Source organism: Streptomyces sp. NBC_01255 (assembly GCF_036226445.1).
Lineage (GTDB): Bacteria > Actinomycetota > Actinomycetes > Streptomycetales > Streptomycetaceae > Streptomyces.
In genome coordinates this window covers 5,816,115-5,842,710 of sequence record NZ_CP108474.1, presented here as the reverse complement: position 1 = coordinate 5,842,710, position 26,596 = coordinate 5,816,115, and the positions used below count along the sequence as shown (strand labels likewise).

22 protein-coding genes and 2 tRNA genes are annotated in these 26,596 nt (G+C 71.7%); 6 read left to right on the top strand and 18 right to left on the bottom strand.

Going from position 1 to position 26,596, the window contains the following annotated elements:
• Positions 1–114 precede the first annotated feature (114 nt).
• Both OG357_RS26420 and OG357_RS26415 read left to right on the top strand, forming a co-directional pair.
• Positions 115–843, top strand: a complete 729-nt coding sequence (locus tag OG357_RS26420; RefSeq protein ID WP_329623515.1) for an MBL fold metallo-hydrolase — start codon at positions 115–117, stop codon at positions 841–843.
• 10 nt (positions 844–853) lie between these two features.
• Positions 854–1,657 (top strand): DUF3097 domain-containing protein, encoded by an 804-nt coding sequence (locus OG357_RS26415; protein WP_329623514.1) that lies wholly within the window; start codon positions 854–856, stop codon positions 1,655–1,657.
• A 32-nt stretch (positions 1,658–1,689) separates the two neighbouring features.
• Here the strand turns inward: OG357_RS26415 and hemW are convergent, their stop codons facing one another.
• From hemW to lepA, 3 genes are all read right to left on the bottom strand, one after another.
• Positions 1,690–2,922, bottom strand: a complete 1,233-nt coding sequence (hemW, locus tag OG357_RS26410) for a radical SAM family heme chaperone HemW (RefSeq protein ID WP_329623513.1) — start codon at positions 2,920–2,922, stop codon at positions 1,690–1,692.
• Between the two features lie 65 nt (positions 2,923–2,987).
• On the bottom strand, positions 2,988–4,865 hold the full coding sequence (locus OG357_RS26405) for an AMP-dependent synthetase/ligase (RefSeq protein WP_329623512.1): 1,878 nt from the start codon (positions 4,863–4,865) through the stop codon (positions 2,988–2,990).
• 234 nt (positions 4,866–5,099) lie between these two features.
• Entirely contained in the window at positions 5,100–6,965 is a 1,866-nt protein-coding gene (gene lepA, locus OG357_RS26400; RefSeq protein WP_329623511.1) for a translation elongation factor 4, read from the bottom strand.
• Between the two features lie 183 nt (positions 6,966–7,148).
• Between lepA and rpsT the strand changes: the two genes are divergently transcribed.
• Positions 7,149–7,415 carry a 30S ribosomal protein S20 gene (gene rpsT / locus OG357_RS26395; RefSeq protein WP_317595090.1) on the top strand — a complete coding sequence of 89 codons (267 nt, stop codon included), beginning with the start codon at positions 7,149–7,151 and terminating at the stop codon, positions 7,413–7,415.
• Positions 7,416–8,130: 715 nt separating this feature from the next.
• On the opposite strand, the gene holA is transcribed toward rpsT, so the two are convergent.
• Positions 8,131–9,117, bottom strand: coding sequence for a DNA polymerase III subunit delta (gene holA / locus OG357_RS26390; RefSeq protein ID WP_329623510.1), 987 nt, complete (start codon positions 9,115–9,117; stop codon positions 8,131–8,133).
• Between the two features lie 111 nt (positions 9,118–9,228).
• Here holA and OG357_RS26385 point away from each other — a divergent pair, with 111 nt between their 5' ends.
• Positions 9,229–9,492: a hypothetical protein gene (locus OG357_RS26385; protein ID WP_329623509.1), complete on the top strand. Its 264-nt coding sequence runs from the start codon at positions 9,229–9,231 to the stop codon at positions 9,490–9,492.
• A gap of 46 nt (positions 9,493–9,538) precedes the next feature.
• Here the strand turns inward: OG357_RS26385 and OG357_RS26380 are convergent, their stop codons facing one another.
• From OG357_RS26380 to OG357_RS26340, 9 genes are all read right to left on the bottom strand, one after another.
• Positions 9,539–10,390: an arylamine N-acetyltransferase family protein gene (locus OG357_RS26380; RefSeq protein ID WP_329623508.1), complete on the bottom strand. Its 852-nt coding sequence runs from the start codon at positions 10,388–10,390 to the stop codon at positions 9,539–9,541.
• A 27-nt stretch (positions 10,391–10,417) separates the two neighbouring features.
• Complete coding sequence (locus OG357_RS26375; RefSeq protein WP_329623507.1) at positions 10,418–11,686, bottom strand: MFS transporter; 1,269 nt, start codon at positions 11,684–11,686, stop codon at positions 10,418–10,420.
• Positions 11,687–11,691: 5 nt separating this feature from the next.
• Positions 11,692–12,321: a winged helix-turn-helix domain-containing protein gene (locus tag OG357_RS26370; protein WP_329623506.1), complete on the bottom strand. Its 630-nt coding sequence runs from the start codon at positions 12,319–12,321 to the stop codon at positions 11,692–11,694.
• Positions 12,322–12,395: 74 nt separating this feature from the next.
• Entirely contained in the window at positions 12,396–14,531 is a 2,136-nt protein-coding gene (locus OG357_RS26365; protein ID WP_443066821.1) for a ComEC/Rec2 family competence protein, read from the bottom strand.
• Positions 14,532–14,914: 383 nt separating this feature from the next.
• Positions 14,915–15,940, bottom strand: coding sequence for a ComEA family DNA-binding protein (locus tag OG357_RS26360; RefSeq protein ID WP_329623504.1), 1,026 nt, complete (start codon positions 15,938–15,940; stop codon positions 14,915–14,917).
• Between the two features lie 109 nt (positions 15,941–16,049).
• Positions 16,050–16,895, bottom strand: a complete 846-nt coding sequence (locus tag OG357_RS26355) for a DegV family protein (protein ID WP_329623503.1) — start codon at positions 16,893–16,895, stop codon at positions 16,050–16,052.
• Positions 16,896–16,995: 100 nt separating this feature from the next.
• Complete coding sequence (locus tag OG357_RS26350) at positions 16,996–17,703, bottom strand: hypothetical protein (RefSeq protein WP_329623502.1); 708 nt, start codon at positions 17,701–17,703, stop codon at positions 16,996–16,998.
• Positions 17,704–17,877: 174 nt separating this feature from the next.
• A complete protein-coding gene (gene leuS / locus OG357_RS26345; RefSeq protein ID WP_329623501.1) occupies positions 17,878–20,760 on the bottom strand; it encodes a leucine--tRNA ligase in 2,883 nt (960 codons plus the stop codon).
• Positions 20,761–21,040: 280 nt separating this feature from the next.
• A tRNA-Ala gene (locus tag OG357_RS26340) sits at positions 21,041–21,113 on the bottom strand.
• A gap of 124 nt (positions 21,114–21,237) precedes the next feature.
• Here OG357_RS26340 and OG357_RS26335 point away from each other — a divergent pair.
• A complete protein-coding gene (locus OG357_RS26335) occupies positions 21,238–22,470 on the top strand; it encodes a glycosyltransferase 87 family protein (RefSeq protein ID WP_329623500.1) in 1,233 nt (410 codons plus the stop codon).
• Here the strand turns inward: OG357_RS26335 and OG357_RS26330 are convergent.
• Together OG357_RS26330 and OG357_RS26325 are read right to left on the bottom strand one after the other, a co-directional pair.
• Positions 22,449–22,682, bottom strand: coding sequence for a hypothetical protein (locus OG357_RS26330; protein ID WP_024756723.1), 234 nt, complete (start codon positions 22,680–22,682; stop codon positions 22,449–22,451). The genes OG357_RS26335 and OG357_RS26330 overlap by 22 nt on opposite strands.
• Positions 22,683–22,819: 137 nt before the next feature.
• Entirely contained in the window at positions 22,820–24,253 is a 1,434-nt protein-coding gene (locus tag OG357_RS26325; protein ID WP_443066736.1) for an MFS transporter, read from the bottom strand.
• Positions 24,254–24,354: 101 nt separating this feature from the next.
• On the opposite strand from OG357_RS26325, the gene OG357_RS26320 reads away from it, so the two are divergent.
• Positions 24,355–25,275, top strand: a complete 921-nt coding sequence (locus OG357_RS26320; RefSeq protein ID WP_329623499.1) for a helix-turn-helix transcriptional regulator — start codon at positions 24,355–24,357, stop codon at positions 25,273–25,275.
• Here the strand turns inward: OG357_RS26320 and OG357_RS26315 are convergent.
• The 3 genes from OG357_RS26315 to rsfS form a co-directional block, all read right to left on the bottom strand.
• Positions 25,257–25,329: transfer RNA gene (locus OG357_RS26315), tRNA-Ala, on the bottom strand. The genes OG357_RS26320 and OG357_RS26315 overlap by 19 nt on opposite strands.
• 95 nt (positions 25,330–25,424) lie before the next feature.
• Complete coding sequence (locus OG357_RS26310; protein ID WP_329625702.1) at positions 25,425–26,078, bottom strand: histidine phosphatase family protein; 654 nt, start codon at positions 26,076–26,078, stop codon at positions 25,425–25,427.
• Complete coding sequence (gene rsfS / locus OG357_RS26305; RefSeq protein WP_024756719.1) at positions 26,075–26,539, bottom strand: ribosome silencing factor; 465 nt, start codon at positions 26,537–26,539, stop codon at positions 26,075–26,077. The genes OG357_RS26310 and rsfS overlap by 4 nt, the downstream gene beginning before the upstream one ends.
• Positions 26,540–26,596 lie beyond the last annotated feature (57 nt).

Here is a 26,596-nt window from a genome sequence, read left to right as displayed (position 1 = left end):
TTGCTCCGGTTTTGGCACTCACCCTGCCCGAGTGCCAGCAATCCCCCGGCCAGTGTACGGCGGCGGACAACGCTCCTGGCAAGGAGGCGGGGGCGCACCGGTTAGCGTCGCCCCATGGACATCGATTGGGAAGCGTACGGGTGGGAGCGGTTGGCGGACGGAGTGGGCAGGCGCCGGCTGCCCGGCTGGGACGCCACGGTGGGCCTGGTGGTGGGCGCGAAGGCGGTCCTGCTCTACGACACGGGCTCGACGCTCGCGGAGGGGGCCGAGCTGCGGGCGCAGATCGCGGCGTTGACGGACGGCCGAAGAGTGACGCACATCGCACTGAGCCACCCGCACTTCGACCATGTCTTCGGCACCGCCGCCTTCGCGGGCGCGGAGGTCTTCGGCGCGGTGGGCGTGGACGAGCTGCTGGGCCGGGAACGGGACCGGGAGGACCTGCGCGGGGACGCCGTACGACAAGGGGTCGACGAGCGGGCGGCGACGGAGGCCGCCGACGTCCTGGTGGCCCCGCGGCACGTGGTCTCCGGCGAGTGGACGCTCGACCTGGGCGGCCGGCAGGTGCTCCTGGCGAACGTCGGCCCGGGCCACACCGGCCACGACCTGGCGCTCTGCGTCCCCGGCGAGCGCGAGGTCGTCTTCTGCGGGGACCTGGTGGAGGAGTCGGGCGAGCCGCAGGCCGGACCGGACGCGATCCCGTCCCGCTGGCCGGACGCGCTGGACCGGCTGCTGTCGCTCGGCGGCGAGGAAGCGCTGTACGTGCCGGGTCACGGAGCGGTGGTGGACGCCACGTTCGTACGACGCCAGCGCGAGGAACTGGCACGCCGCTTCTCGGTCGCATAACGTCGCCCGAATGCGCAGCTACGACCCGGACCTGACGCCCGCTTGGAAGCGCTCGGCGCCCGTCCCGGAGATCCCGGCCGACCACGACCTGGTCGTCGAAGAGGTCACCACGGGCTTCTGCGGGGCGGTGATCCGCTGCGAGGCGGGCACGGTGACCCTGGAGGACCGCTTCGGCAAACACCGGGTCTTCCCGATGGAGCCACGCGGCTTCCTCCTGGAGGGCCGGGTGGTCACCCTGGTCCGCCCGACCGCCGCCGCGCCGGTACGCCCCACCCGTACGGCCTCCGGCTCGGTCGCCGTCCCGGGCGCGCGGGCGCGCGTGGCGCGGGCGGGCCGGATCTACGTGGAGGGCCGGCACGACGCCGAACTCGTCGAACGGGTCTGGGGCGACGACCTCCGGATCGAGGGCGTGGTCGTCGAGTACCTCGAAGGCATCGACGACCTGCCGTCGATCGTGGCGGAGTTCGCCCCGGCCCCGGACGCCCGCCTGGGCGTCCTGGTGGACCACCTGGTCCCGGGCTCGAAGGAATCAAGGATCGCGGCGACCGTCACGTCCCCGGACGTCCTGGTGGTAGGCCACCCGTACATCGACGTCTGGGAGGCCGTGAAGCCGTCCTCCGTGGGCATCAGAGCCTGGCCGACGGTCCCGCGCGGCCAGGACTGGAAGACGGGCGTCTGCCGCTCCCTGGGCTGGCCGCCGAACACGGGCGCGGCGTGGCAGCACATCCTGTCGAAGGTCACGTCCTACAAGGACCTGGAACCGGAACTCCTGGGCCGAGTGGAAGAACTGATCGACTTCGTGACGGCACCCTAGGACCTGTCCGGCGGATCATGGCCGGACAGGCCCTAGTCGACCAGGTCCCGCACGACCGCGTCGGCAAGCAGCCGACCCCGCAGGGTCAGAACCGCCCGCCCCGCCTCGTACGACGAGGGGTCGAGAAGCCCGTCCGCCAGCGCCTTCCGCGAGGCGTCGAGTCCGGCCGGCTTGAGGATCGACAGCTCGACCCCCTCCCGAAGCCGCAGCTCGAGCAGCACCCGCTCCACCCGCCGGTCCTCCTCCGAGAGGAGCTCCCGCCCGGCGCCCGGCGACTTGCCGGCCCCGAGGGCCGCCGCGTACGTCCCGGGGTGCTTCACGTTCCACCACCGGACGCCGCCCACGTGGCTGTGGGCGCCCGGCCCGGCGCCCCACCAGTCGGCGCCGCGCCAGTACAGCTCGTTGTGGAGGCAGCGCCCGGCCTCGGAGGTGGCCCAGTTGGACACCTCGTACCACTCGAATCCGGCCTCGGCGAAGACGGAGTCCGCGATCAGGTACCGATCGGCGTGCACGTCGTCGTCGGTCATCGGCACCTCGCCGCGCCGGATGCGGCGCGCCAGCTGCGTCCCCTCCTCCACGATCAGCGCGTAGGCGCTGACGTGGTCGGGCCCGGCGCCGATCGCCGCGTCGAGCGAGGCCCGCCAGTCGTCGTCGGTCTCCCCCGGCGTGCCGTAGATCAGGTCGAGGTTGACGTGATCGAACCCGGCCGCCCGCGCCTCGGCGACGCACGCCTCGGGGCGCCCGGGCGTGTGTGTCCGGTCGAGGATCTTCAGGACGTGCTGCTTGGCGCTCTGCATGCCGAAGGAGATCCGGTTGAACCCGCCCTCCCGCAGCTCGGCGAGGTAAGCCGGATTCACGGACTCCGGATTGGCCTCCGTCGTCACCTCGGCGTCGTCCGCGAGCCCGAACTCGTCGCGGATGGCCCCCAGCATCCGTACGAGGTCGCCGGCGTCGAGGAGCGTGGGCGTGCCGCCGCCGACGAACACCGTCCGCACCGGCCGGGGGTCGTCCCCGAGCACCTTGCGGGCGAGCCGGATCTCCTCGGCGACCTGCCCGGCGTAGTTGTCCCGGGAGGCGAGCACGCCACCGGCACCGCGCAGCTCGCTCGCGGTGTACGTGTTGAAGTCGCAGTACCCGCAGCGCGTCGCGCAGTACGGCACGTGCAGGTAGAACCCGAGGGGCCGCTCGGCCGCCCCTTCCAGGGCGTGCGCGGGCAGCGCCCCGGTCTCGGGCACGGTCTCACCATCGGGCAGTACGGAAGGCATGAGCCCATTGTCCCGTACCGCCCGAGGTAAACGGTCTGCCTGTGGACAACCGAGGTCCACGCAGGTCAGGACTCGCGGGACCCCGCGTACATCTCCTCGATGAGCTCCTTGTACTCCCGCTCCACCACCGGCCGCTTCAGCTTCAGCGACGGCGTCAGCTCGCCGTGCTCGATGTCGAGGTCGCGCGGCAGCAGACGGAACTTCTTGATCGTCTGCCAGCGCTGGAGACCCTCGTTGAGGCGGTCGACGTAGCCCTGGATGAGCTTCTGGGTCTGCGGGGCGGCGACGACCTCGGCGTACGACTTGCCCGCGAGCTCGTGGTCGGCGGCCCAGCCGAGGATGGAGGGCTCGTCGAGGGCGATGAGGGCGGTGCAGAAGTTCCGGTCGGCGCCGTGGACCAGGATGTTCGAGACGAACGGGCAGACGGCCTTGAACTGGCCCTCGACCTCGGCCGGCGCGATGTACTTGCCGCCGGACGTCTTGATCAGGTCCTTCTTGCGGTCGGTGATCCGGAGGTAGCCGTCGGCGGACAGCTCGCCGATGTCGCCGGTGTGGAACCAGCCGTCGGACTCCAGGACCTCGACCGTCTTCTCCGGCAGGCCGTGGTAGCCCTCCATGACGCCGGGTCCGCGCAGCAGGATCTCGCCGTCGTCGGCGATCCGGACCTCGGTGCCGGGGAGCGGCTTGCCGACGGTGCCGGTGCGGTAGGCCTCGCCCGGGTTGACGAAGGAGGCGGCGGAGGTCTCCGTGAGGCCGTAGCCCTCCAGGATGTGGATGCCCGCGCCGGCGAAGAAGTAGCCGATGTCGGGGGCGAGCGCGGCGGAGCCGGAGACGCAGGCGCGCAGGTTGCCGCCGAAGGCCTCACGGATCTTGCTGTAGACGAGGACGTCGGCGACCTTGTGCTTGACGGTGAGGCCGAAGGGCGCGGAGGCGGTGCCCGTGCGGCGGAAGTTGTCCTGGCTGGCCTTGGCGTACTCGCGGGCGACCTCGGCCGCCCACTGGAAGATCTTGTACTTGGCGCCGCCGGCGGCGCGCGCCTTGGCTGCGACCCCGTTGTAGACCTTCTCGAAGATGCGGGGCACAGCCGCCATGTAGGTCGGCTGGACCACTGGCAGGTTCTCGATGATCTTCTCTACCCGGCCGTCGAGGGCGGTGACGTGACCGACCTCGATCTGGCCCGAGGTGAGGACCTTGCCGAAGACGTGCGCGAGCGGCAGCCACAGGTACTGGACGTCGTCCTGGGTGACGAGACCGGTGGCGGCGATGGCCTTGGCCATGTACGACCAGTTGTCGTGCGGGAGGCGGACGCCCTTGGGGCGGCCGGTGGTGCCCGAGGTGTAGATGAGGGTGGCGAGCTGGGTGGCGGTGATCGCGGCGACCCGCTCCTTGACGGACTCGGGGTGCTTCTCCAGGTACGCGCGGCCGCGTGCCTCCAGGTCGGCGAGGGAGAGGACCCAGTCGCCGTCGGTCTCCACGCCCTCGGCGTCGATGACGACCACGTGGCGGAGGTCCGGCAGGTCGGCGCGGCGCTCGACGGCCTTGGCGAGCTGGGACGCGTCCTCGGCGATGAGGACCCTGGACTCGGAGTCGGAGAGGATGAACGCCGACTCCTCGGCGTTGGTCGACGGGTAGACCGTGGTGGTCGCGGCGCCCGCGCACATCACGCCGAGGTCGGCGAGGACCCACTCCACCCGGGTGGCGGAGGCGAGCGCGACCCGCTCCTCGGACTGCACGCCGAGGTCGACGAGACCGGCGGCGATCGCGTAGACCCGCTCGGCGGCCTGCCCCCAACTGAGCGACTTCCAGTCGTCGGGACCGGCACCGGACGCGGCGGGAACCGGGTACCGGTAGGCCTCCGCGTCGGGAGTCCGCTCGACGCGCTCAAGGAAGAGGGTCGCCACGGAGGGCGGCCGGTTCTCGATCAGGGTCTGTGTGTCGCTCACGACGTCCTCCGGGCGGCGGCGGTGCCTGCTGGCGGTGCGTAACTACGTAACCGTCTAACCGTCTACGTAACTAACTGGCGAGTAACCTTCGATTCGGGATCAGAGTAAAGGCCCGAGGACCGGCGCGTAAGAGCTTGCAGGGCCCCGCTTCATAACGAACGGGTCCACGCGCCGTCGGCACGTGGACCCGTTAGATGCACAGAGCAGCTACTCGCTGCACTCCCCTCCGGCCGGCTACTTCTTCTTGCCGGAGGACTCGTCGCTCGACAGGACGGCGATGAAGGCCTCCTGCGGCACCTCCACCGAGCCGACCATCTTCATGCGCTTCTTGCCTTCCTTCTGCTTCTCCAGCAGCTTCCGCTTACGGGAGATGTCACCGCCGTAGCACTTGGCGAGGACGTCCTTGCGGATGGCGCGGATGGTCTCGCGGGCGATGACCCGGGAGCCGATCGCGGCCTGGATCGGCACCTCGAAGGCCTGGCGCGGGATGAGCTCGCGCAGCTTGGCGACGAGCCGCACACCGTAGGCGTACGCGGCGTCCTTGTGGGTGACGGCGGAGAACGCGTCGACCTTGTCGCCGTGCAGCAGGATGTCGACCTTGACCAGGCTGGAGGCCTGCTCGCCCGTGGGCTCGTAGTCGAGGGAGGCGTAACCGCGCGTCTTGGACTTCAGCTGGTCGAAGAAGTCGAAGACGATCTCGGCGAGGGGGAGGGTGTAGCGGATCTCGACCCGGTCCTCGGAGAGGTAGTCCATGCCGATCAGGGTGCCGCGACGGGTCTGGCACAGCTCCATGATCGCGCCGATGAACTCGCTCGGGGCCAGGATCGTGGCGCGCACGACGGGCTCGAAGACGTCATCGATCTTGCCCTCGGGGAACTCACTCGGGTTGGTGACCGTGTGCTCGCTGCCGTCCTCCATGACCACGCGGTAGACCACGTTGGGGGCGGTGGCGATGAGGTCGAGCCCGAACTCGCGCTCGAGCCGCTCACGGATCACGTCGAGGTGCAGGAGGCCCAGGAAGCCGACGCGGAAGCCGAAGCCGAGCGCGGCGGAGGTCTCCGGCTCGTAGACGAGCGCGGCGTCGTTGAGCTGGAGCTTGTCGAGGGCCTCGCGGAGGTCCGGGTACTCCGAGCCGTCCAGCGGGTAGAGGCCCGAGAACACCATCGGCTTGGGGTCCTTGTAGCCGCCGAGCGCCTCGGTCGCGCCCTTGTGCAGGGAGGTGATCGTGTCACCGACCTTGGACTGGCGGACATCCTTCACGCCGGTGATGAGGTAGCCGACCTCGCCGACGCCGAGACCGTCGGACGGCGTCATCTCCGGAGACGAGACACCGATCTCGAGCAGCTCGTGGGTGGCGCCGGTCGACATCATTTTGATGCGCTCGCGCTTGTTGAGCTGCCCGTCGATGACTCGCACGTACGTCACGACGCCCCGGTACGAGTCGTACACGGAGTCGAAGATCATCGCGCGGGCGGGGGCGTCGGCGACGCCGACCGGGGCGGGGACGTCCCGGACGACCCGGTCGAGCAGCGCGTCGACACCGACACCGGTCTTCGCGGAGACCTTGAGGACGTCCTCCGGCTGGCAGCCGATGAGGTTGGCGAGCTCCTCGGAGAACTTCTCCGGCTGGGCGGCCGGCAGGTCGATCTTGTTCAGCACGGGAACGATGGTCAGATCGTTCTCCATCGCCAGGTACAGGTTGGCGAGCGTCTGCGCCTCGATGCCCTGGGCCGCGTCGACCAGCAGGACCGTGCCCTCACAGGCCGCGAGCGAACGCGAGACCTCATAGGTGAAGTCGACGTGCCCCGGAGTGTCGATCATGTTCAGGATGTGCGTGCGACCCTCACCCTGCCCGTCGGTCGGGGCCCACGGCAGACGGACCGCCTGGGACTTGATCGTGATGCCGCGTTCCCGCTCGATGTCCATCCGGTCGAGATACTGGGCACGCATCTGCCGCTGGTCGACCACACCGGTGAGCTGGAGCATCCGGTCGGCGAGCGTGGACTTGCCGTGGTCGATGTGCGCGATGATGCAGAAGTTGCGGATCAGAGCCGGGTCGGTACGGCTCGGCTCGGGCACGTTGGTAGGAGTCGCGGGCACGCAGGGTCTCGTCTCGGGGCGATGTCGGATCGATACGTAGGCTCCATGGTCCCATGCCCGCCGCCCTACGCCCGGTTTGGGCGGCCCCGAGAGTGACTGATACTGTGGACAGCTGTGCCTCGTATGCCCTCTCAGCTGCGAGTCACACTCCAGAAGGAACATCGAACCTGTAAAGGCTCTTTCGTGGCGAACATCAAGTCCCAGATCAAGCGGAACAAGACCAACGAGAAGGCGCGCCTGCGCAACAAGGCCGTCAAGTCGTCGCTCAAGACCGCGATCCGCAAGGCCCGTGAGGCTGTCGCCGCCGGCGACCTCGAGAAGGCCACCGTTGCCACTCGCGCCGCCTCGCGTCAGCTCGACAAGGCTGTCTCGAAGGGTGTCATCCACAAGAACGCCGCCGCCAACAAGAAGTCGGCGCTGGCGATCAAGGTTTCCTCCCTCCAGGGCTGAGCTCTGATGTAACCGGTCGTACGGGACCCAGCGGGCCCTCTCTCCCGCTCCCGCCCGACCACCAGGACTCGCACGCGGACGCGTTCGCCACGCGGGTGCGAGCCCACCCAGCTGTACGCCGAAGGCCCCGCCGCCTCCACCCCAGGAGCCGGCCGGGGCCTTCGCCGCACCCACCCCCAACCTGGGCGCGCAGCCGCCATGGGGGGCGGGGCCACGGCCGCACCAACGCGGCGCAAATCCGCCGGGGGCGACGTGGGACACCACACCCCACCCACGCGACGCAAGGCCACCGCAGGGGACCCGCCCAAAGCCGCCGTGGCGGGGGCGCAGCCCACCCGAGGCAGCGCGAAGCAACCGCCAGGGGTCGCACCCCCACCCAGCCCAGCGTGAAGCGACCGCAGGGCCCGGGGGCGCAGCCCACCCGGGGCGACGCGAAGCAACCGCAGGGACGCCAACGCCGGCGGGCGCGATACGGGCGCGAAGCCACGGCAAGGGGCGCAGCCCAACCGCGCGCGGCGCGAAGCCGCCGCAGGGGGCACGGCCCAACCCGGCGCGCGGCGCGAAGCCGCCGCAGGGGTTCGGGGCGGAGCCCCGGGGGCCTCAGCCGCCACCAGCCCCCGGCAGGGTTTCGGGAAGGGGCGGGGTGGGGGGAATCAACCGTCCCGGCGCAACGCACCCGCACCGGCCCCGGCCCGCACCCCAAACCCCCGCCCCCCTACCTCCGCAGCCGCGCCGCCCGCGCCACCGCAACCACCGCCTTCTCCAGGGCGTACTCCGGGTCGTCGCCCCCGCCCTTCACCCCCGCGTCCGCCTCCGCGATCGCCCGCAGCGCGAGGGACACCCCGTCCGGGGTCCACCCCCTCATCTGCTGCCGCACGCGGTCGATCTTCCACGGCGGCATGCCCAGCTCACGCGCCAGATCCGCCGGCCGGCCGCCCCGCGCCGACGAGAGCTTGCCGATCGCCCGTACGCCCTGCGCGAGCGCGCTCGTGATGAGCACCGGCGCCACCCCGGTCGAGAGAGACCAGCGCAGCGCCTCCAGGGCCTCCGCCGCACGCCCCTCCACGGCCCGGTCGGCCACGTTGAAGGACGAGGCCTCCGCGCGGCCGGTGTAGTAGCGCCCGACGACCGCCTCGTCGATCGTCCCGTCGACGTCCGCCGTCAGCTGCGCGCACGCGGACGCCAGCTCCCGCAGGTCGCTGCCGATCGAGTCCACCAGCGCCTGGCACGCCTCCGGCGTCGCCGCGCGCCCGAGCGCCCGGAACTCCTGCCGTACGAACGTCAGCCGCTCCGCCGGCTTCGTCGTCTTCGGGCAGGCCACCTCCCGCGCCCCCGCCTTGCGCGCGGCGTCGAGCAGGCCCTTGCCCTTCGCACCGCCGGCGTGGAGCAGGACGAGCGAGATGTCCTCGACCGGGTCGTCGAGGTAGGCCTTGACGTCCTTGATCGTGTCGGCGGAGAGGTCCTGCGCGTTCCGCACGACCAGGACCTTGCGCTCGGCGAAGAGCGAGGGGCTGGTCAGCTCCGCCAGCGACCCGGGCTGGAGCTGGTCGGACGTGAGGTCGCGCACGTCCGTGTCGGCGTCGACGGCCCTGGCGGCCGCCACCACCTCCTGGACGACGCGGTCGAGGAGCAGGTCCTCCTGGCCCACGGCGAGCGTCACGGGGCCGAGGAGGTCGTCGGGGGAAGTCTTTCTGGTGGCCATCGCGATCCAGCATCCCACGGGCCACCGACAGCCATGCCCGACAGCCAGGCCAGACAACCGCACCCGACAACCGCACCCGACAACCGCACCCGACGGCTACGCCCGACCGCCATGCCCGAGAATGGCCGAGTGAGCGAACGACGACACGTACTGGTACTCCCCGACCGCGACGCCGCCGAGGAGGTCGCCGAGGAACTCCCCGACCGTTTCGGCGTGGCCGAGATGCCGCAACTCGTCCGGGACGCCCTGGCCGGGGAGGACGACGCCGAGGACGCCCAGTGGCTGGTGGTCGTCGAGGACCCGGACGGCCGGCTCGACGCGGCGGCGCTCGACGAGTTCGCCGCCGAGCACGAGGGCTGGCTGGAGGCCCCGTAACCACGCGCGCCGACTACGCGCGCCTCGGGACGACGGCGACTCCGCCTCAGGAACGCGGCTTCGCGACGACCGGCAGCTCGTCGAGCACGATGCCGAACAGATCCCGGTACGCGCCCCGTACCTCCTCGTCCCCGTCGAGCACCCGCTCGACGCGCTCCCCGTGGGCGCGGGTGATCAGCTTCCGGTCGCTGAGGGTGATCCGGCCTTCCTCCGTGAGCAGGGAACAGACGAGGGACCGCGGGAAGTGCGAGTCGGGCGAGGTCCGGTGATACCAGGCCCCGGCCGTGAAGTCCGCGAGCTCGCGGGGCCGCACCTCCAGCCGGTACTGCGGCTTCCCGTCCCGCAGCACCTCCAGATCGCCGTCGGCGGCCTCCTGGACACGGAAGCGGCCGCCGGGGTCCTCCTGGTCCCCGCGCTCGTCGAAGGCCAACGGGTAGTGACTGTGGTCGCCGAAGCCGACGTCGGCCAGCCACCGCTCCCCGTCGGCCGTCTCCACGAGGAGCGCCATGTGGTCGTACGGGATCCCGGGCCTCCCCTCCGCGTCGACGACGCGCGCCTGGAGCAGCGACACCCGGTAGCCGAGCTCCCGCAACAGGACCGCGAACGTGGTGTTGATCTCGTAGCAGAAGCCGCCCCTGCGGCCGCCGACCACCTTGTCGACCAGCGCCTTCTCGTCCAGGACGATGTCCTCGCCGAGATGGATGGAGAGGTTCTCGAAGGGCACGCTCAGCAGGTGCCGCACATGCAGCTCGCGCAGGGCGTCGGCGTCGGCACGCGCGGGTCGCCGCGCGCCGATCCGCGCCAGATAGGCACCCGCGTCCGGGAGGGCGGGCGCGACGGGGTCAGGCGCGGCACGGCCGGGAGCAGCCGGGGAGGGGGCATCCGTTGCGTCACTCATGCGGCCAGTCTCCCTCCTCTCGCACCGTCACAACGCCCCCACCGGGGTCGACTCCTCACCCTTCGTGGGCAGTTCACGCATCCGCGCCAGCGGCGAGGGCAGCAGCCAGAGCACGGCGAGGACGGCTCCGCCGGTGGCGATCCACAGCGTCGGGCGCAGCCCGATCGCGGTGCCGAGCAGGCCTCCTGCGAGTGCGCCGAGGGGACGGAAGCCGTGGTTGAGCGTGCGGAACGCGCCCATGACCCGGGCCCGTATCGCATCGGGGATCGCCGCCATCTGGAACGATCCCGCGGCGATGTCCACGATCATCACCCCGGCGCAGGAGAGGAACTCCGCCGCGAAGAACACGGCCACCACCAGCGGCAGCGGCCCGCCGGCCAGGGGTATCAGGAGCAGGGGCAGCGTGAACCCGAGGAAGCCGGTGACGAGCGAGGCGCCGATGCCGATCCGCCGGACGACCGCTCCACTGCACGCGGCCCCGATGAGACCGCCCACCGCACCGGCTCCGAGGACCAGGCCGAGCAGCCCGGCGCCGATGTCGAGTTCGGCCGTCGCGTAGAGCACGAAGAGGGTGTGGAACATGTAGTTGAAGAACTGGACCGTGCCGGAGGCGGAGAACAGCGCGCGCATCGAACGGTCCCGGACCACCCAGCGCATCCCCTCGGTGAAGTGCCCCTTGACCACGGCGGCCGGCGGAGGTTCGACCGCCTTGACCCGGGCCAGGTAGCCGGCCGACACCACATAGGTGAGGGCGTCGGCGACCAGGGCGAAGGGCGCGGTGAGGACTTGTACGAGGACGCCTCCGATCCCGGGTCCCGCGAGCCAGGACATCGAGCGGCTTCCGTTGACCAGCGAGTTCGCCTGCACGTACCGCTCGGTGGGGACGAGTGCCACGATGAGCGTGGCGTTGCAGACCTCGAAGAGCACGGTGAGCGCGCCGATCCCGAAGGCCACCGCGTACAGCTGACCAAGCGTCAACGCGTCGAGCGCGTAGGCCACCGGGAGCGTCAGCATCAGAGCCGCCCGCCCGAGGTCGGCGACGATCATCACGCGTCTGCGGCGGGCCTGCCGGTCCGCCCAGGCGCCGAGCGGCAGGTTGAGCAGGAGGGCGGGGAGGAGTTCGGCGGTCTTGAGCCAGCCCATCTCGGCGGCGTCTGCGCCGAGGATCAGGACGGCGGCGAGCGGGATGGCGATGAGCGAGATCTGGTCCCCGACGAGCGAGATGGTCTGCCCGGTCCAGTAGCGGCGGAAGGTCCGCTCGCGCAGCAGTGCTGGTATGCGTTCCACGAGGGCCATCTCGCTTACTCCTCTTCGTGTTCTTGGCGGTGGGGGACTTCCTGGTCCAGGTAGGCGATCCGCAGGATGCTGACGGCCCGGGCGCCCTCGGGCCTGAGGGACGGGTCGGACTCGCGCCCCTCGAAGGGGCGGAGGAGTCCGTCGATCCGCTCTCCGAGGCCGGTCAGCTCCTCGGGGGTGAGGAAGAGCAGGGAGTCACCGAACTGCTCGGCCTCCCGCCACTCCCTCGGCAGCGTGTGCCGGCGCTCGATGGCCCGGGTGACCCGCTCGAAGTAGAGCTCGGTGACGGCGGCCGTCAGGGCGCCGGCGGCCTCCGCGACCGTGTCGTCCTCGCTGTACTCCGGCCACTCCGTGTACCGGGCGGTGGCCCGCCAGGGCTTCTCCCGCCCCCGGCCCCCCGGCGCCTCCTCCACGAGGCCGTACTTGGCGAGTATCCGCAGGTGGTAGGAGCAGCTGGCCACGGACTCACCGGTCAGCTCGGCGGCCTTGGTGGCGGTGAAGGGGCCGCTGCTGCGCAGCAGTCCCACCAGGGACATCCGCAGGGGGTGGGCGTAGGCCCGCAGGGCGCGCGGGTCGGTGAGGCGGATACTGCGGGGCTGCTCGCCCTCGGGTCGCGGTTCGCTGATCTCCGGCATAATGAAAAGCTATCTTTAGAAAGACTTCTTTACAAGGATTTCTTTACATCGAATCGCTCTCTCACTCCGATGACTCACCCTCCCCTCGGTACGGCCACGAGCCCGCGCCCCGCACCCACCACCGCGATCGCCCCGTCCTCGTCCGTCCGCAGCACCCGCGCCCCACCGGCCCGCAACGCCTCCACCGTCCGGGGCGACGGATGTCCATACGGGTTGTCGCGTCCTGTCGAGACCAGCGCGAGACGCGGCCGCGCCGCCCGTATCAGCCCCGGGTCCTGGTGCGCGGACCCATGGTGGGCGACCTTGAGCACGTCCACCGGGCCCAGCCCCGGACTGCTCCTCAGCAACGCGCGCTGAGCCGGCGGTTCGAGGTCACCGAGGAGCAGCAGACTCAGCCCTCCGGCAGCACGGACGAGGAGCGTGACACTGGCGTCGTTCGCCCCACCGGCCGACCCGCCGACCGCCCCGCCGACCGACCCTCCGGAACCCGCCGGCGGCCACAGCACCCGCCACTCCAGGGCCCCGCTCCTCCGCTGCTCCCCCGGCCCCGCACGGACCAACGGCACCCCTGCGGCGGCCGCGATCCGCCGCACGAACGCGGCCTGGGCGGGCGGCTCTTCGAGCCCCGTCGTCTGGATCGCCCCCACCGACCGCCCCCGTAGCACCCCCGTCAGCCCTGCCACATGGTCGGCGTGGAAATGCGTGAGCACCAGCAACGGCACCCGCCGCACCCCGAGCTCCCGCAGACAGCGGTCCACCAGTACGGGATCGGGGCCGGCGTCCACCACGACGGCCGCGTCCCCGCCCGCCGCCAGCACCGTCGCGTCCCCCTGCCCCACCTGGCACATCGCGAACACCCAGCCCGGCGGCGGCCACCCGGTGGCCCACCGCGTCAGTGGCACCGGCCGGACGACCACGAGGAGAAGCAGCCCGGCGACGAGCGCGGCAGCCCACCCCCGGTACGGCAGTCTGCGCGCCCCGAGCAGCACGAGACCCGTGAGCAGCGCGAGGACCAGCCCGCCCCACCACCCGCCGGGCCAGGACAGCTGGGCTCCCGGCAGCTCCCCGCCCGCGCGGGCCACCCCCGCGATCCACCCGGCCGGCCATCCCGCCACCCACGCCGCCCCCGCCGCTGCCGGCTCCCACACCTGCGCCAGGGCGAGCGCGGCGAAGCCGAGCACCGTCGCGGGCGCGACGGCCAGTTCGGCGAAGAGGTTCGCCGGAATCGCGACCAGACTCACCCGGGCGGCGAAGACCACCACGACCGGCGCGCACACCGCCTGCGCCGCGAGGGCCGCCGCCAGCGCCTCCGCGAGCCGCCCCGGCACCCGGCGCCGCCGCAGCGCCTCGCTCCACCGCGGGGCGACCGTCAGCAGGGCCCCGGTGGCCAGGACCGAGAGCAGGAACCCGTAGCTCCGCGCCAGCCAAGGGTCGTAGAGCACCAGAAGCAGGACGGCGGTGGCCAGCGCGGGGATCAGCGATCTCCGACGCCCGGTGCCGATCGCCAGGAGGACGACGAGCCCGCAGGCCGCCGCGCGCAGCACGCTCGGATCGGGTCGGCAGACGACGACGAAGGCCAGCGTCAGCGCTCCCCCGGCCACCGCGGTCGCCCGCAGCGAAAGACCGAGCCGGGGAGCGAGCCCGCCCCGCTCCACCTGATGCGCCCGCCCGGGACGCCCGACGAGCAGGAGCAGCACGACGGAGAGATTGCTGCCGGAGACCGCGAGGAGATGGGTGAGGTCGGTGGCCTCGAAAGCGTCCCGCAGTTCGGGGCCGATCCTGGAGGTGTCCCCGACGACCAGTCCGGGCAGCAGGGCCCGCGCGTCCGGATCGAGCCCCTCGGTCGCTCTCCGCAGCCCGGCGCGCAGCTCGCCCGCCGTGCGCTGCGGAGCGCTCGGCGGACCGACGATCCGCGGTGGACCCTCCCCGTCGACCTTGAGCACCGCGGCGAACGGTTCACCGGAGCGCAGCGGCGGCGCCAGCCGGGCTCCGACCCGCAGCCGGGTCGAGGGAAGGAGCCGCAGCCACTCCTCCCGGCCCTCCCCCGGCGGCACGATCAGCAGCACCGGCGTACGCGTCCGGTGCGCCGCACCGTCCGACCGCTCGACGCGGGTCACCTCTCCGTCGAGGACGACCGAGACCGGCGCCATCGCGTTGCCCCGCACCTGGGGCCGGGTGAGCCGTGGATCGGAGGTCACGGTGACCTCCATCTGCGCCCGGACGTACTCCCGTGCCAGGGCAGGTACGGGACCGCGCCGCAGATCCGCCGCGTGCAGCCCCGCCGAGGCCGCCCCGGCCGCGGCACAGAGCAGGACCCCCGCGCACGCGGTCGCCCGCAACCGCCACCCCGGCGACACCGGAGAGGCCCCCGGCACGTCCGGCTCCCCTCCTGACGCGCCCCGGGAACCACCCGCATCTCCGAGCCGCCGGGCCAGGCCCGGAGCCAGCAGGGCGGCCGCCCCCACGAGGCAGAGCGTGACCCCGGCCACCGTCCACCACCCGGCAACGCCCACAGCACAGGCCGCGGCCGCCCAGGCCGCCAGCGCGAGGGGCACGAGCCGCAGATCGGCCGGCCCCTCCGTCCCGGCCCGGTTCACGGCCGGACCAGCGGTTCGAGGTCGGCGAACCGACGCTCCCCGATGCCGTTGACCTCCCGTAGCTCGGCCACCGACCGGAAGCCGCCCTGCTCCGTGCGATGGTCCACGATGTGCCGGGCGAGGACAGGACCGACGCCGGGCAGGGTGTCGAGCTGTTCCACGGTGGCCGCGTTGAGACTCAACGGCGGCCCCGGCCCACCGGTCCCGGAGCCGGGACCGGAGCCGCCGACCGGCAGCCCCGGCATCCCTGGCAGCCCGACCAGGACCTGCTCGCCGTCCATGAGGACGCGGGCCCGGTTGATCCCGGTGAGATCGGCCCCGGGTTCCGCCCCGCCCGCGGCCCTCAGTGCGTCCGTCACCCGCGAGCCTGCGGGCAGGGTCAGCACTCCGGGCCTGCGCACCTTGCCGCCGACGTCGACGACCACCTTCGCCCCACCCGCTCCGGGCCCGGGACCCGGCTCGCTCCCGGGCCCGGCCCGTGCCACGGCTGTGGCTGTGGCTGTGGCTGTGGCGGGCGTGGCCGCCGCTGGGACGGCGCGGACGATCTCGGGGGCCCGTACCTGCTCCGGCCGCCCCGTCCAGAAGTACCCGCCGGCGAGGCCCGCGGCCACGAGCAGAATCACGGTCAGCGCGGCCAGCGCCCTCGGTTCGAGCCCGCACCGCGTCTGCACCCACAGCGGAGTCCGCTCCCGTAACGCCGCCGCCAGCCGCTCCCGCGCCCGCGTCGGAGAACCACGCTCCGGCGCCTCCGGCGTCTCAGGCCGCCCCGCAGCCGGCACCGGCGGCGCCGGCTGTGCCACCGGCGGGAACAGGGCGTCCCCCCGCCGCCGCACGACGGCTCCGGGCACCTCGGAGACCCGACGCACCCGGGTGCGCCTCCGAGCCCGCCCAGGAGGCGCTCCGCGCCCTCCGGGACGGCTGCGCCCGTCCGAACCCGGCGCCCTCCCGGGCCCGCTCGTGGGAGCCCCCGGCCTGTCCGCGACTCCGGTGGTGATCGATGCGATACGTGTACGAAGTGCCATGCTCGTGACGGTAGAGATCACGAGCACCCCGTGCGGGACTCACCCAAGGCCCGTGGAAAAGACTCCGGTTGTGGATATCTCCGTCACTCGTACGGGGAGGCGAGGACGCTCAGCGCGGCGAGACGACGACCGCGAGCAGCCCCGGGCCCGTGTGCGCGCCGATGACCGCCCCCACCTCGCTGACGTGGAGTTCCCCGATCCCGGGGATCCGCTCCCTGAGCCGGTCGGCCAGCACGGTGGCCCGTTCCGGCGCGGAGAGGTGGTGCACGGCGATGTCGACGGCACCGGAGCCGGCCCGTTCCACGGCGATCTCTTCCAGGCGTGCGATGGCCTTCGAGGCCGTCCGCACCTTCTCCCGCAGCTCGATCCGGCCGCCGTCGAGTTCCAGGAGCGGCTTCACCGCGAGCGCGGAGCCGAGCAGCGCCTGCGCGGCGCCGATGCGCCCGCCCCGGCGCAGATAGTCGAGCGTGTCGACGTAGAAGTATGCGGAGGTTCCCGCGACGCGCTTCTCCGCCGCCGCGACCACCTCGTCGAGAGAGCCGCCCGCCTCCGCGACCTCCGCCGCTGCCAGGGCGCAGAAGCCCAGCGCCATGCCGACCATGCGGGTGTCCACCACGCGCACCGGCACGGGGGCGTCCTTCGCCGCGAGCACGGCGGCGTCGTACGTCCCGGAGACCTCGGCGGACAGATGGAGCGAGACGACTCCCCGCGCCCCCGCCTCCGCCGCCTCGCGGTAGGCCGCAGCGAAGACCTCGGGGCTCGGTCGCGAGGTGGTGACGGGCCGCCGCTTCTGGAGGGCCTCGGCGAGCGACCGGGCCGAGATCTCGGTGCCCTCCTCCAGCGCGCGGTCGCCGATGACGACGGTCAGCGGGACCGTCGTGATGGCGTGCCGCTCCCTCGTCTGAGGTGGCAGGTAGGCCGTGGAATCGGTGACGATCGCGACATGCCGGGACATGAGCGGGAGGTTACCCGTCGAAGCCCCGGCGCGGCAGCCCGGCCCCCCGCCGGACGTCCCCCACGTCCCTCCCGGCACGGTCAGGTCAGGTCAGGTCAGGTCAGGTAGTGGTCTCCGGGCGGGCCGACTTCTCCCACGGGTAGGCCGTGCGCCGGGGATCACGCGCCGTGATCGCGGGCGGCTCGTCCCCGACCTGCGGACCCGCCGTCCCGGCGGGGCTCCCCCACGCCTCCGCGGCACCCGACTCCGGCGCCGTCTCCGGGCCGTCCCAGTGACGCAGGGCGCCCGCCTCGACGTCGATCTGGGCGCTCAGCGACGACAGGTCGTCCTCGGCGAACTTCAGCGCCCGGTCCCGGGCGGCCCGGCGCAGCGCGTCGGCCGACCCCGTGATCTGCTCCGTCCGCCGCGCGAGGTCGGAAAGCTGTCCGGCCACATAGGCCTTGTCCGGCTCCCGCTCCATGCGCTTGAGGTCCTCGTCCAGTTCGAGCCCGTGCGCGCTGAGCCGGTGGAACAGGTCCAGCGACTCCTTCAGCGAGGCGTCCTCGCCGACGCCCGCCTGCAACGCCTCCTGCGTGGCCCGCATCGAGGTGCGCAGCGAGAGCCGCAGCCGGGCCAGCTCGCTCGCGGCCCCGGCCTGGCCGAAGCTCTTGGCCCGCAGCGTGGTGTCCTCCACCGTGCGCCGCGCCTGGTCCAGGGTGCGGTCCACCCCGCGCTTGGCCGCCTTGGCCACCTTCACGGTGGCGTAGACCCCGAGCGCCACGAAGGCGAAGAAGAGCAGCGCCATGATCGTGATAATCGCGGCTTCCATGTCCGCCCCTCCGGCATCCGTCGAGTCCCCACGACTGTGGTCCCTCCACCGTAAACGGAACGGGCAGGCCAGTGGTTCCATCGGAACCCCTAACCTGCCCGTAGGGGAAACCCCCCATACCTCCGTCTGACGTCAGACGTCAGCCGTCAGCCGTCAGCCGTCAGCCGTCAGCCGTCAGCCCGCGACGATGTTGACCAGCTTCGGCGCGCGCACGATCACCTTGCGGATCTCCGCGCCGCCCAGCGCCCCGACCACGTGCGGGTCGGCCAGCGCCAGCGCCTCCAGCTCCGCGTCCGTGATCGACGGGGAGACCTCCAGGCGGGCCTTGACCTTGCCCTTGATCTGCACGACGCAGGTCACGGTCTCGTCGACGACGTACGCCGGGTCGGCGACCGGGAAGCCCTGGTGGACGACCGACTCGGTGTGGCCCAGCTTGCGCCACAGCTCCTCGGCGATGTGCGGGGCCAGCGGGGCGACCAGCAGCACCAGCTGCTCGGCGACCTGCCGGGACAGCGCGCCACCGGTCTTCGTCAGGTGGTTGTTCAGCTCGGTGACCTTGGCGATGGCGGTGTTGAAGCGCATCGCCGCCATGTCCTGCGCGACACCGTCGATCGCCTTGTGCAGGGCACGCAGCGTGTCCTCGTCGGCGGCGGTGTCGACGACGGTGACCTCGCCGGTCGACTCGTCGACGACGTTGCGCCACAGCCGCTGCAGCAGCCGGTACTGGCCGACCACGGCGCGCGTGTCCCAGGGACGCGAGACGTCCAGCGGGCCCATCGCCATCTCGTACAGGCGCAGGGTGTCGGCGCCGTACTCGGAGCAGATCTCGTCCGGCGTCACCGCGTTCTTCAGCGACTTGCCCATCTTGCCCAGGACGCGGCTGACCTTCTCGCCCTCGTACCAGAAGGCGCCGTCCCGCTCCTCGACCTCGGCCGCCGGCACGGCGATGCCGCGGGCGTCCCGGTAGACGAAGGCCTGGATCATGCCCTGGTTGTACAGCTTGTGGAACGGCTCGGCCGAGGAGATGTGGCCCAGGTCGAACAGCATCTTGGACCAGAAGCGCGCGTACAGCAGGTGCAGCACGGCGTGCTCGGCGCCGCCGACGTACAGGTCGACGCCACCGGTCGGCATGCCCTCGCGCGGGCCCATCCAGTACTGCTCGACGGCCGGGTCGACCAGCTTCTCGGAGTTGTGCGGGTCCAGGTAGCGCAGCTCGTACCAGCAGGAGCCGGCCCAGTTGGGCATGGTGTTGGTCTCGCGGCGGTAGCTCCGCGGACCCGCGCCGTCGCCCAGGTCCAGGGTGACGTTGACCCAGTCCTCGTTACGGGACAGCGGGGTCTCCGGCTGGGTGTCCGCGTCGTCCGGGTCGAAGGTGCGCGGCGAGTAGTCCTCGACCTCCGGCAGCTCCAGCGGCAGCATCGACTCGGGCAGCGAGTGCGCGACGCCGTCCTCGTCGTAGACGATCGGGAAGGGCTCGCCCCAGTACCGCTGGCGGCTGAACAGCCAGTCGCGCAGCCGGAAGTTGACGGTGCCCTCGCCGATGCCGCGGTCGGCCAGCCAGGAGGTGATCTTCGCCTTGGCGTCGACGACACCCAGACCGTCCAGCGAGATCTCGTCGTTGGCCGAGTTGACCAGCTTCGCCTCGTACGAGGCGAAGGCGTCGTCCCAGACCGACGGGTCCGTGCCGCGGTCGTCCGACGGCTCGACGACGCAGCGCATCGGCAGCTCGAAGGCGCGCGCGAAGGCGAAGTCGCGGGTGTCGTGCGCCGGGACGGCCATGATGGCGCCGGTGCCGTAGCCCATCAGGACGTAGTCGGCGATGAAGACCGGGACCTGCTCGCCGCTGACGGGGTTGGTCGCGAACGCGCCGGTGAAGACGCCGGTCTTGTCCTTGGCCTCGGCCTGTCGCTCGACGTCGGACTTGGAGGCGGCCTGCTTGCGGTAGGCGTCGACGGCCTCGGCCGGGGTGGCGTGTCCGCCGGTCCACACGTCGTGCGTGCCCTCGGGCCAGACGGCCGGGACGATCGTCGCGGCGCCGTCGACCAGGGGGTGCTCCGGAGCCAGGACCATGTAGGTGGCGCCGAACAGGGTGTCCTGGCGGGTGGTGAAGACGGTGATCGCGCCGGTGTCGCCGACCTTGAAGTCGACGCGGGCGCCCTCGGAGCGGCCGATCCAGTTCCGCTGCTGCAGCTTGATGGCCTCGGGCCAGTCCAGCGCGTCCAGGTCGTCCAGCAGGCGGTCCGCGTAGGCGGTGATCCGCATGTTCCACTGGCGCAGCTTGGACTTGAAGACGGGGAAGTTGCCGCGCTCGGAGCGACCGTCGGCGGTGACCTCCTCGTTGGCCAGGACCGTGCCCAGGCCGGGACACCAGTTGACGGGCGCGTCGGAGGCGTACGCCAGGCGGTACTCGCTCAGGACGTCGGAGCGCTCGGCGGCGGTCAGCTCGCTCCACGCGCGCGTGCCGGGGACCTCACGCGTGCCGTTCTCGAACTGCGCGATCAGCTCGGCGATCGGACGGGCCTTGCCGGCCTCGTCGTCATACCAGGAGTTGAAGATCTGCAGGAAGATCCACTGGGTCCACTTGTAGTACTCCGGGTCGATCGTGGCGAACGACCGGCGCTTGTCGTGGCCCAGGCCCAGCCGGCGCAGCTGGACCTTCATGTTCTCCATGTTGGCCTCGGTGGACACGCGCGGGTGCGTGCCCGTCTGCACGGCGTACTGCTCGGCCGGCAGGCCGAAGGCGTCGAAGCCCAGGGTGTGCAGCACGTTGTGACCGGTCATACGCGCGTGGCGGGCGTAGACGTCCGTGGCGATGTAGCCGAGCGGGTGGCCGACGTGCAGGCCCGCACCCGAGGGGTACGGGAACATGTCCATGATGAACTTCTTGGGCCGGGCGGCGATCTCGGGGTCGCCCGCCAGGTCACCGGAGGGGTTCGGCGCCTCGTACGTGCCCTCGGCGTCCCAGAAGTCCTGCCAGCGTGCCTCGATGTCGGCGGCCATGGCTGCCGTGTAGCGATGCGGGGCCGCCGTCTCGGCGGTCGTATTGATCTCGGTCATGGTCCTTGAAGCTCCATCGATCGTCTCTGCCCACTGCCACGAACTGCCGCTAAATGAAAAATCCCCTCGCACAGGAGGGGAAGCCGCGCCGACTCCGACGGGATGACGGTCGACGGGACGACGGTCATGCGCCGGGACTGATCAGCGCGGCTCGGTAAGCAGGAGGCGTACGGCACGCATGGCGCCAGGGTACCGCAGCGCCCGCGCGGGCCGCACCGGAGTTCCACGCGTGGACACGAAGAAGCGGGCCACCCGATCCGGGTGACCCGCTTCTTTTCTGTGGAGCTAAGGAGAATTGAACTCCTGACCTCCTGCATGCCATGCAGGCGCTCTACCAACTGAGCTATAGCCCCTTGCTGTTTTCCGTCTCCGTTTCGGTTTCCCTCGCGGCGACAGACAGAACATTAACCGGCTCCCCGGCAGATCTCCAAATCGATTCTCGGACCCCCTCCGACCTGCCCGGTAGGGTCGCCGACTGTGTCCGTCTCCGTGCTCTCGAAAACCCGCGCCCGGCCGTGGCCCCTGGCCACCGCCGCGGCTGTCTGCCTGCTCTCCTTCGTGTCCTTCTGGGTGGCACAACGCCTCGCCCACGTGAACATGCTCGACGTGATGGTCTACCGGGCCGAGGGCGAGACGGTACGGGCCGGCGGAGACCTCTACGCGATGCGCGCCACCTCGGCGGACCTCGCCATGACCTATCCGCCGTTCGCGGCCCTGCTGTTCGTCCCGCTGACCTTGGTGAGCGTCCCCGTGATGCGGACGCTCGCGACCGCGGGGAACCTGCTCCTGGTGATCGCCCTGGTCCAGCTGTCGCTCCAGCTGGTCCGCCCGGCGCTGTCCCGGACGGACCTGTGGCGTACGACACTGCTGGTCGCCGCGGCCGTGGTCTGGTGCGAGCCGGTGTGGACGACGCTGCGGTACGGCCAGATCAACCTGCTCATAGCGGTGGCGGTCCTGTGGGACCTCACGCGCCGCGAGGGCAGCCGCTGGGCCGGTCTGGGTATCGGTCTCGCGACAGCGGTAAAGCTCACACCGGGGCTCTTCGTGGTCCTGCTGCTGGCCGCCGGTCTGCTGCTGTGGCGCCGGAACCGCCGCTGGAACCAGTGGCTGCGCACGGGAGTGACGGCGACCGGGGTGTTCCTGGCGACGACGCTGGCCGTGGCGCTGGCCCTGCCGGCGGACTCGAATAAGTTCTGGACGGAGACGCTCTTCGCGACCGGCCGGGTCGGCTTCGCCGAGGAGACCGCGAACCAGTCCATCAGCGGCGTCCTGGCCCGGCTGATGCACACGGACTCCCCGGGCATCTGGTGGGTGCTGACCGCCGCCGTCATGGGCGGTGCGGCGATGTTCCTCGCGGTACGGGCCGCCGTCCGCGGCGACAAGGCGGTGGCCGTGATCATCTGCGCGTTCACGGCGCTGATGATCAGCCCGATCTCCTGGTCCCACCACTGGGTCTGGTGCGTGCCCCTGCTGATCCTGCTCGCGGACCGCGCCACGCGCGCGTGGCCGGTGACCGGTGTGGTGGCCGTGGCCTTCACGTCGTTCGCGCTGTGGTGGGTGCCGCACGACCCGGGCCGTCCCGAACTGGACCAGAACGCGGGCCAGATGCTGCTGTCCGCCGTCTATCCGCTGACGGCGACGGCCCTGCTCGTGGCGTACGTACTGGCGGAGCGGCGTCAGGCCCGGGATCAGGCTCTGGCGAAGGAGTAGAACCGCTTGAGGGTGCAGTGCTCGTCGAGGAGCCGGCCGTAGATCGGCTCCCCTTCCAGCTCGCGGTACGTCTCGATGGGGTCGCCTTTTATGATCAGCGCCCGCGCGCACTCCTCGCACCAGTACTGGAACTCGGGATTGACGGGGTCCATGTCGCGCACGATGGGCGTACCGCTGCCGCACCAGTCGCATTTCCGCCTGTGTGCACCCATCAGTCAGCTCCAGCTGTGGCCGCAGGCCGTGCACCCATAGGACACCCTGCCGTTGTCGCCGAGCACTTGGGTCACCCTCCCGTCCGGATCCTCGTCCCCCTCCGGCCGTCCGATTCTGCCATGGCCCCGCAAGGGGGTCAGCGCGCTCGCCGGGGCAGCCCGGACAGGGCGCCCACGACCGCCGCGGCGGCCAGGGCGAGGGTGGTCGCCCACAGCGCGTCGGCGGACCCCTGCGCTCCGGTAGTCGTCAGGCGCCCCAGGAAGACGGTGCCGAAGACGGCGACTCCGATGAGCTGGCCGAGCTGGGTGACGGTGGCGAGCAGTCCGCTGGCATCGGCCGCGTCCTCGGGCCGTACGGTGGCCAGCGCGCCGGTCAGGGCGGGGCTGAAGGCCAGCGCGATGCCCACACCCACTCCGCACAGGGCCGGGTAGAGCGCCCAGCCGCCCGTGCCGCCGTCCGCGAGGGACAGGCCGAGGGCGAGTGCGGCGGCGGCCGCGAGCAGGAATCCGCCCGGGATCAGCGCGCGTTGCGTCCGGGCCGGCCAGCGCCGCCAGGTCAGTCCGACGACGCCGAACGCGACCGCGGCGGGAACGAAGGTGAGTCCGGCGCGCAGGGCGCTGTGTCCGAGCCCGCCCTGCAGGTGCAGGGTGAGGGTGAACAGGAACCCGGCGTTGACACCCATCGCCACGGCGATCCGGAGGACCGCCCGTCCCATGCCGGGAACGCGCAGGACGCGCGGGGCGATGAGGGGCGCGCCACCGCGCCGGGCGAGGCCCGCTTCGTACGCGCCGAACACGGCGAGGAGCGCGAGGGAGCCGCCGAGCGAGACCCATGACCACAGCGGCCAGTCCTGCTCCTCCCCGAGGACCAGGGGGACGGTCAGCAGGGACACGGCGGCCGCGAGGAGCAGCAGTCCCGGCAGGTCGAGGCCGCGGGCCCGCTCGGGCCCGGTGGGGGCGTCGCGCGGGAGGGTCCGGGCGCCGAGGGCGAGCAGGGCGAGCCCGATCGGCACGTTGACCAGGAAGACCGGCCGCCAGCCGGCGCCGAACAGGTCGGCGCTGACGAGGACGCCGCCGACGACCTGGCCGGCGGCGGCGCCGGTGGCCAGGACCGCCGAGTAGGCGCCGAGCGCCCTGACCCGGTTCTCGCCCGTGAAGTTCCGTTGGATGAGGCTGAGCACCTGCGGGATCATCAGGGCGGAGCCGGCGCCCTGGACCAGCCGGAAGGCGATCAACTGGCCGGTTTCGGCGGCGAGTCCGCAGGCCAGCGAGGCCGCGGTGAAGAGGGCGAGGCCGCCGAGGTACATCCGGCGGTGGCCGAGCAGGTCGCCGAGGCGTGCGCCGGTGATGAGCAGCACCGCGTAGGTGATGGTGTATCCGGCGACGACGAGCTGAAGTCCGGCTCCGGACGCGGAGAGTTCGGCGCGGATGGTGGGGGCGGCGACGTTGACGATGAAGACGTCGAGGAGTGCCATGAACTGGGCGGCCAGCACCACGCTGAGCAGCGGTCCGGGGCGATTGTCGGTGCCACCGTCTTTACTGAGTACGGGACGTGTTGTGGTCGAGGGCATGCGAGGAGCGTGCCCCCGGTCTGATACGGGTAACGAGAGCCCGCCGATACTGGTACTGACACCACCTGGCAACGGCGGCACGGGGACTCGACCATGGGGGTGTGACGACTTTGGCAGCTGTACCGATCCAGCCGCGCCGACGGCCTGAGCTGGCCGCGTTCCTGCGCAGCCGCAGGGCCCGGGTGACCCCGGAGGACGTGGGCATGCCGCCGGGACTCCGCCGCCGCACACCGGGGCTGCGCCGCGAGGAGGTCGCCCAGCTCTCCGGGGTCGGCGTGACCTGGTACACCTGGCTGGAGCAGGGCCGTCCGATCAACGCCTCGGCGCAGGTGCTCGACGCCGTCGCCCGTACGCTCCGCCTCGACCGGCCCGAGCGCGAGCACCTCTACCACCTCGCCGAGGTGCCGTACGCCCCCGAGCACACCACCCCCGACATCGAGGTCGTCAGCCCCGAGATCCAGGGCATCCTCGACGCGCTGGACCCGCACCCGGCGGTGCTCTACAACGCGCGGTACGACGTGCTGGCGACCAACACCACCTACGAGCGGCTCTTCCTGTGGGAGGGAAGCAGGATGGACACGGGCCCGTTCGGTTTACGCAACGTGCTGTGGGCGCTGTTCACCGCGTCGGAGCCGACGTGCCCCCTGGTCAACCGGGAGCAGGAGCTGCCGCTCATGGTGGCCCAGCTGCGGGGCGCCTACGGACGGCACGTGGGCGAGCCCTCCTGGGAGGCGTTCGTCCGGCGCCTGGCGGAGGCCAGCCCGCTCTTCGCGCGGCTCTGGCGCAGCGGCGACGTGGTCCCGCCGGGGACCCGGGTGAAGACCTTCCGTCACGAGTCGGTCGGCGAGATGCGGATGACCTCGGTCTCCCTGTCCGTCAACGGGATGCCGGAGTGCCGGATCGTGACGTACACGCCCAACGACGAGGAGAGCCGCCGTGCGATCCGCGGGCTGGGCGGAAACAACGAATCCCGCCCCCTGTTGGGGACGGGATTCGGCGACTGTGGAGCTAAGGAGAATTGAACTCCTGACCTCCTGCATGCCATGCAGGCGCTCTACCAACTGAGCTATAGCCCCTCGTGTTCTTCGCGCTCTGCGCTGCGAACAAGAAGAACTTTAGCCTGTGACCTGCCGGAAAGTGAAATCCGGGTCCGGCAGGCCGCTCACGTGCCTCAGTCGTCGTCGCCGAGGACCGGCTCGGGCAGCGTGCCCGCGTTGTGCTCCATCAGGCGCCAGCCACGGGCGCCCTCTCCGAGGACGGACCAGCAGCAGTTGGAGAGCCCGCCCAGGCTCTCCCAGTGCTGGGCCTCCAGGCCCAGGAGCCGGCCGATGGTGGTGCGGATCGTGCCGCCGTGGCTCACGATGACGAGCGTGCCGTCCTCGGGGAGCTTCTCGGCGTGTTCGAGAACCACCGGAGCGGCCCGGTCGGCCACCTCGGTCTCCAGCTCGCCGCCGCCCCGGCGCACGGGCTCGCCGCGCTTCCAGGCGGCGTACTGCTCGCCGTACCGGGCGACGATCTCGTCGTGGGTCAGCCCCTGCCACTCCCCCGCGTACGTCTCGCGCAGCGCGGAGTCGTGGGCGACGGTGTGGCCGGTGAGCGCGGCGAGCTCGGCGGCGGTGGCCGCCGCCCGCTTCAGGTCGGAGGCCACGACGGCGTCCGGCTTCAGCGCGGCGAGCAGCCGGGCGGCCCGGCGCGCCTGGGCGACGCCGGTCTCCGTCAGCTCGATGTCCGTGGACCCCTGGAACCGGCGCTCCAGGTTCCAGGAGGTCTGGCCGTGACGCCAGAGGACGATACGGCGGCCGATGCCGCCCTTGGTGGTGCTCAGCTCAGCTCACCGTCCGGTCCCTCGGGCAGGCCGGAGCCGGCGTCGATGTCGGCACCGGTCAGGGCGGCGTGCTCGGCTGCCTTGCCGCGGGTCTTCAGGGCTTCCTCGGGCAGCGGGAGCTCGGGGCAGTCCTTCCACAGGCGCTCGAGCGCGTAGAAGACACGCTCCTCGCTGTGCTGGACGTGGACGACGATGTCGACGTAGTCCAGGAGGATCCAGCGGGCGTCGCGGTCGCCCTCGCGGCGCACCGGCTTGGCGCCGAGGTCCTTGTTGAGCCGCTCCTCGATCTCGTCGACGATCGACTTGACCTGGCGGTCGTTGGGGGCGGAGGCGAGCAGGAAGGCGTCGGTGATCGACAGCACGTCGCTGACGTCGTACGCGATGATGTCGTGAGCGAGCCGGTCGGCAGCCGCCAGGGCGGCGGCGTTGACGAGCTCGATGGAGCGATCCGTAGCGGTCACAAGCAGGCTTTCGTCGGCGGTCCAGTACCCCTCCAGGGTCTCACGGACCGCCGACGA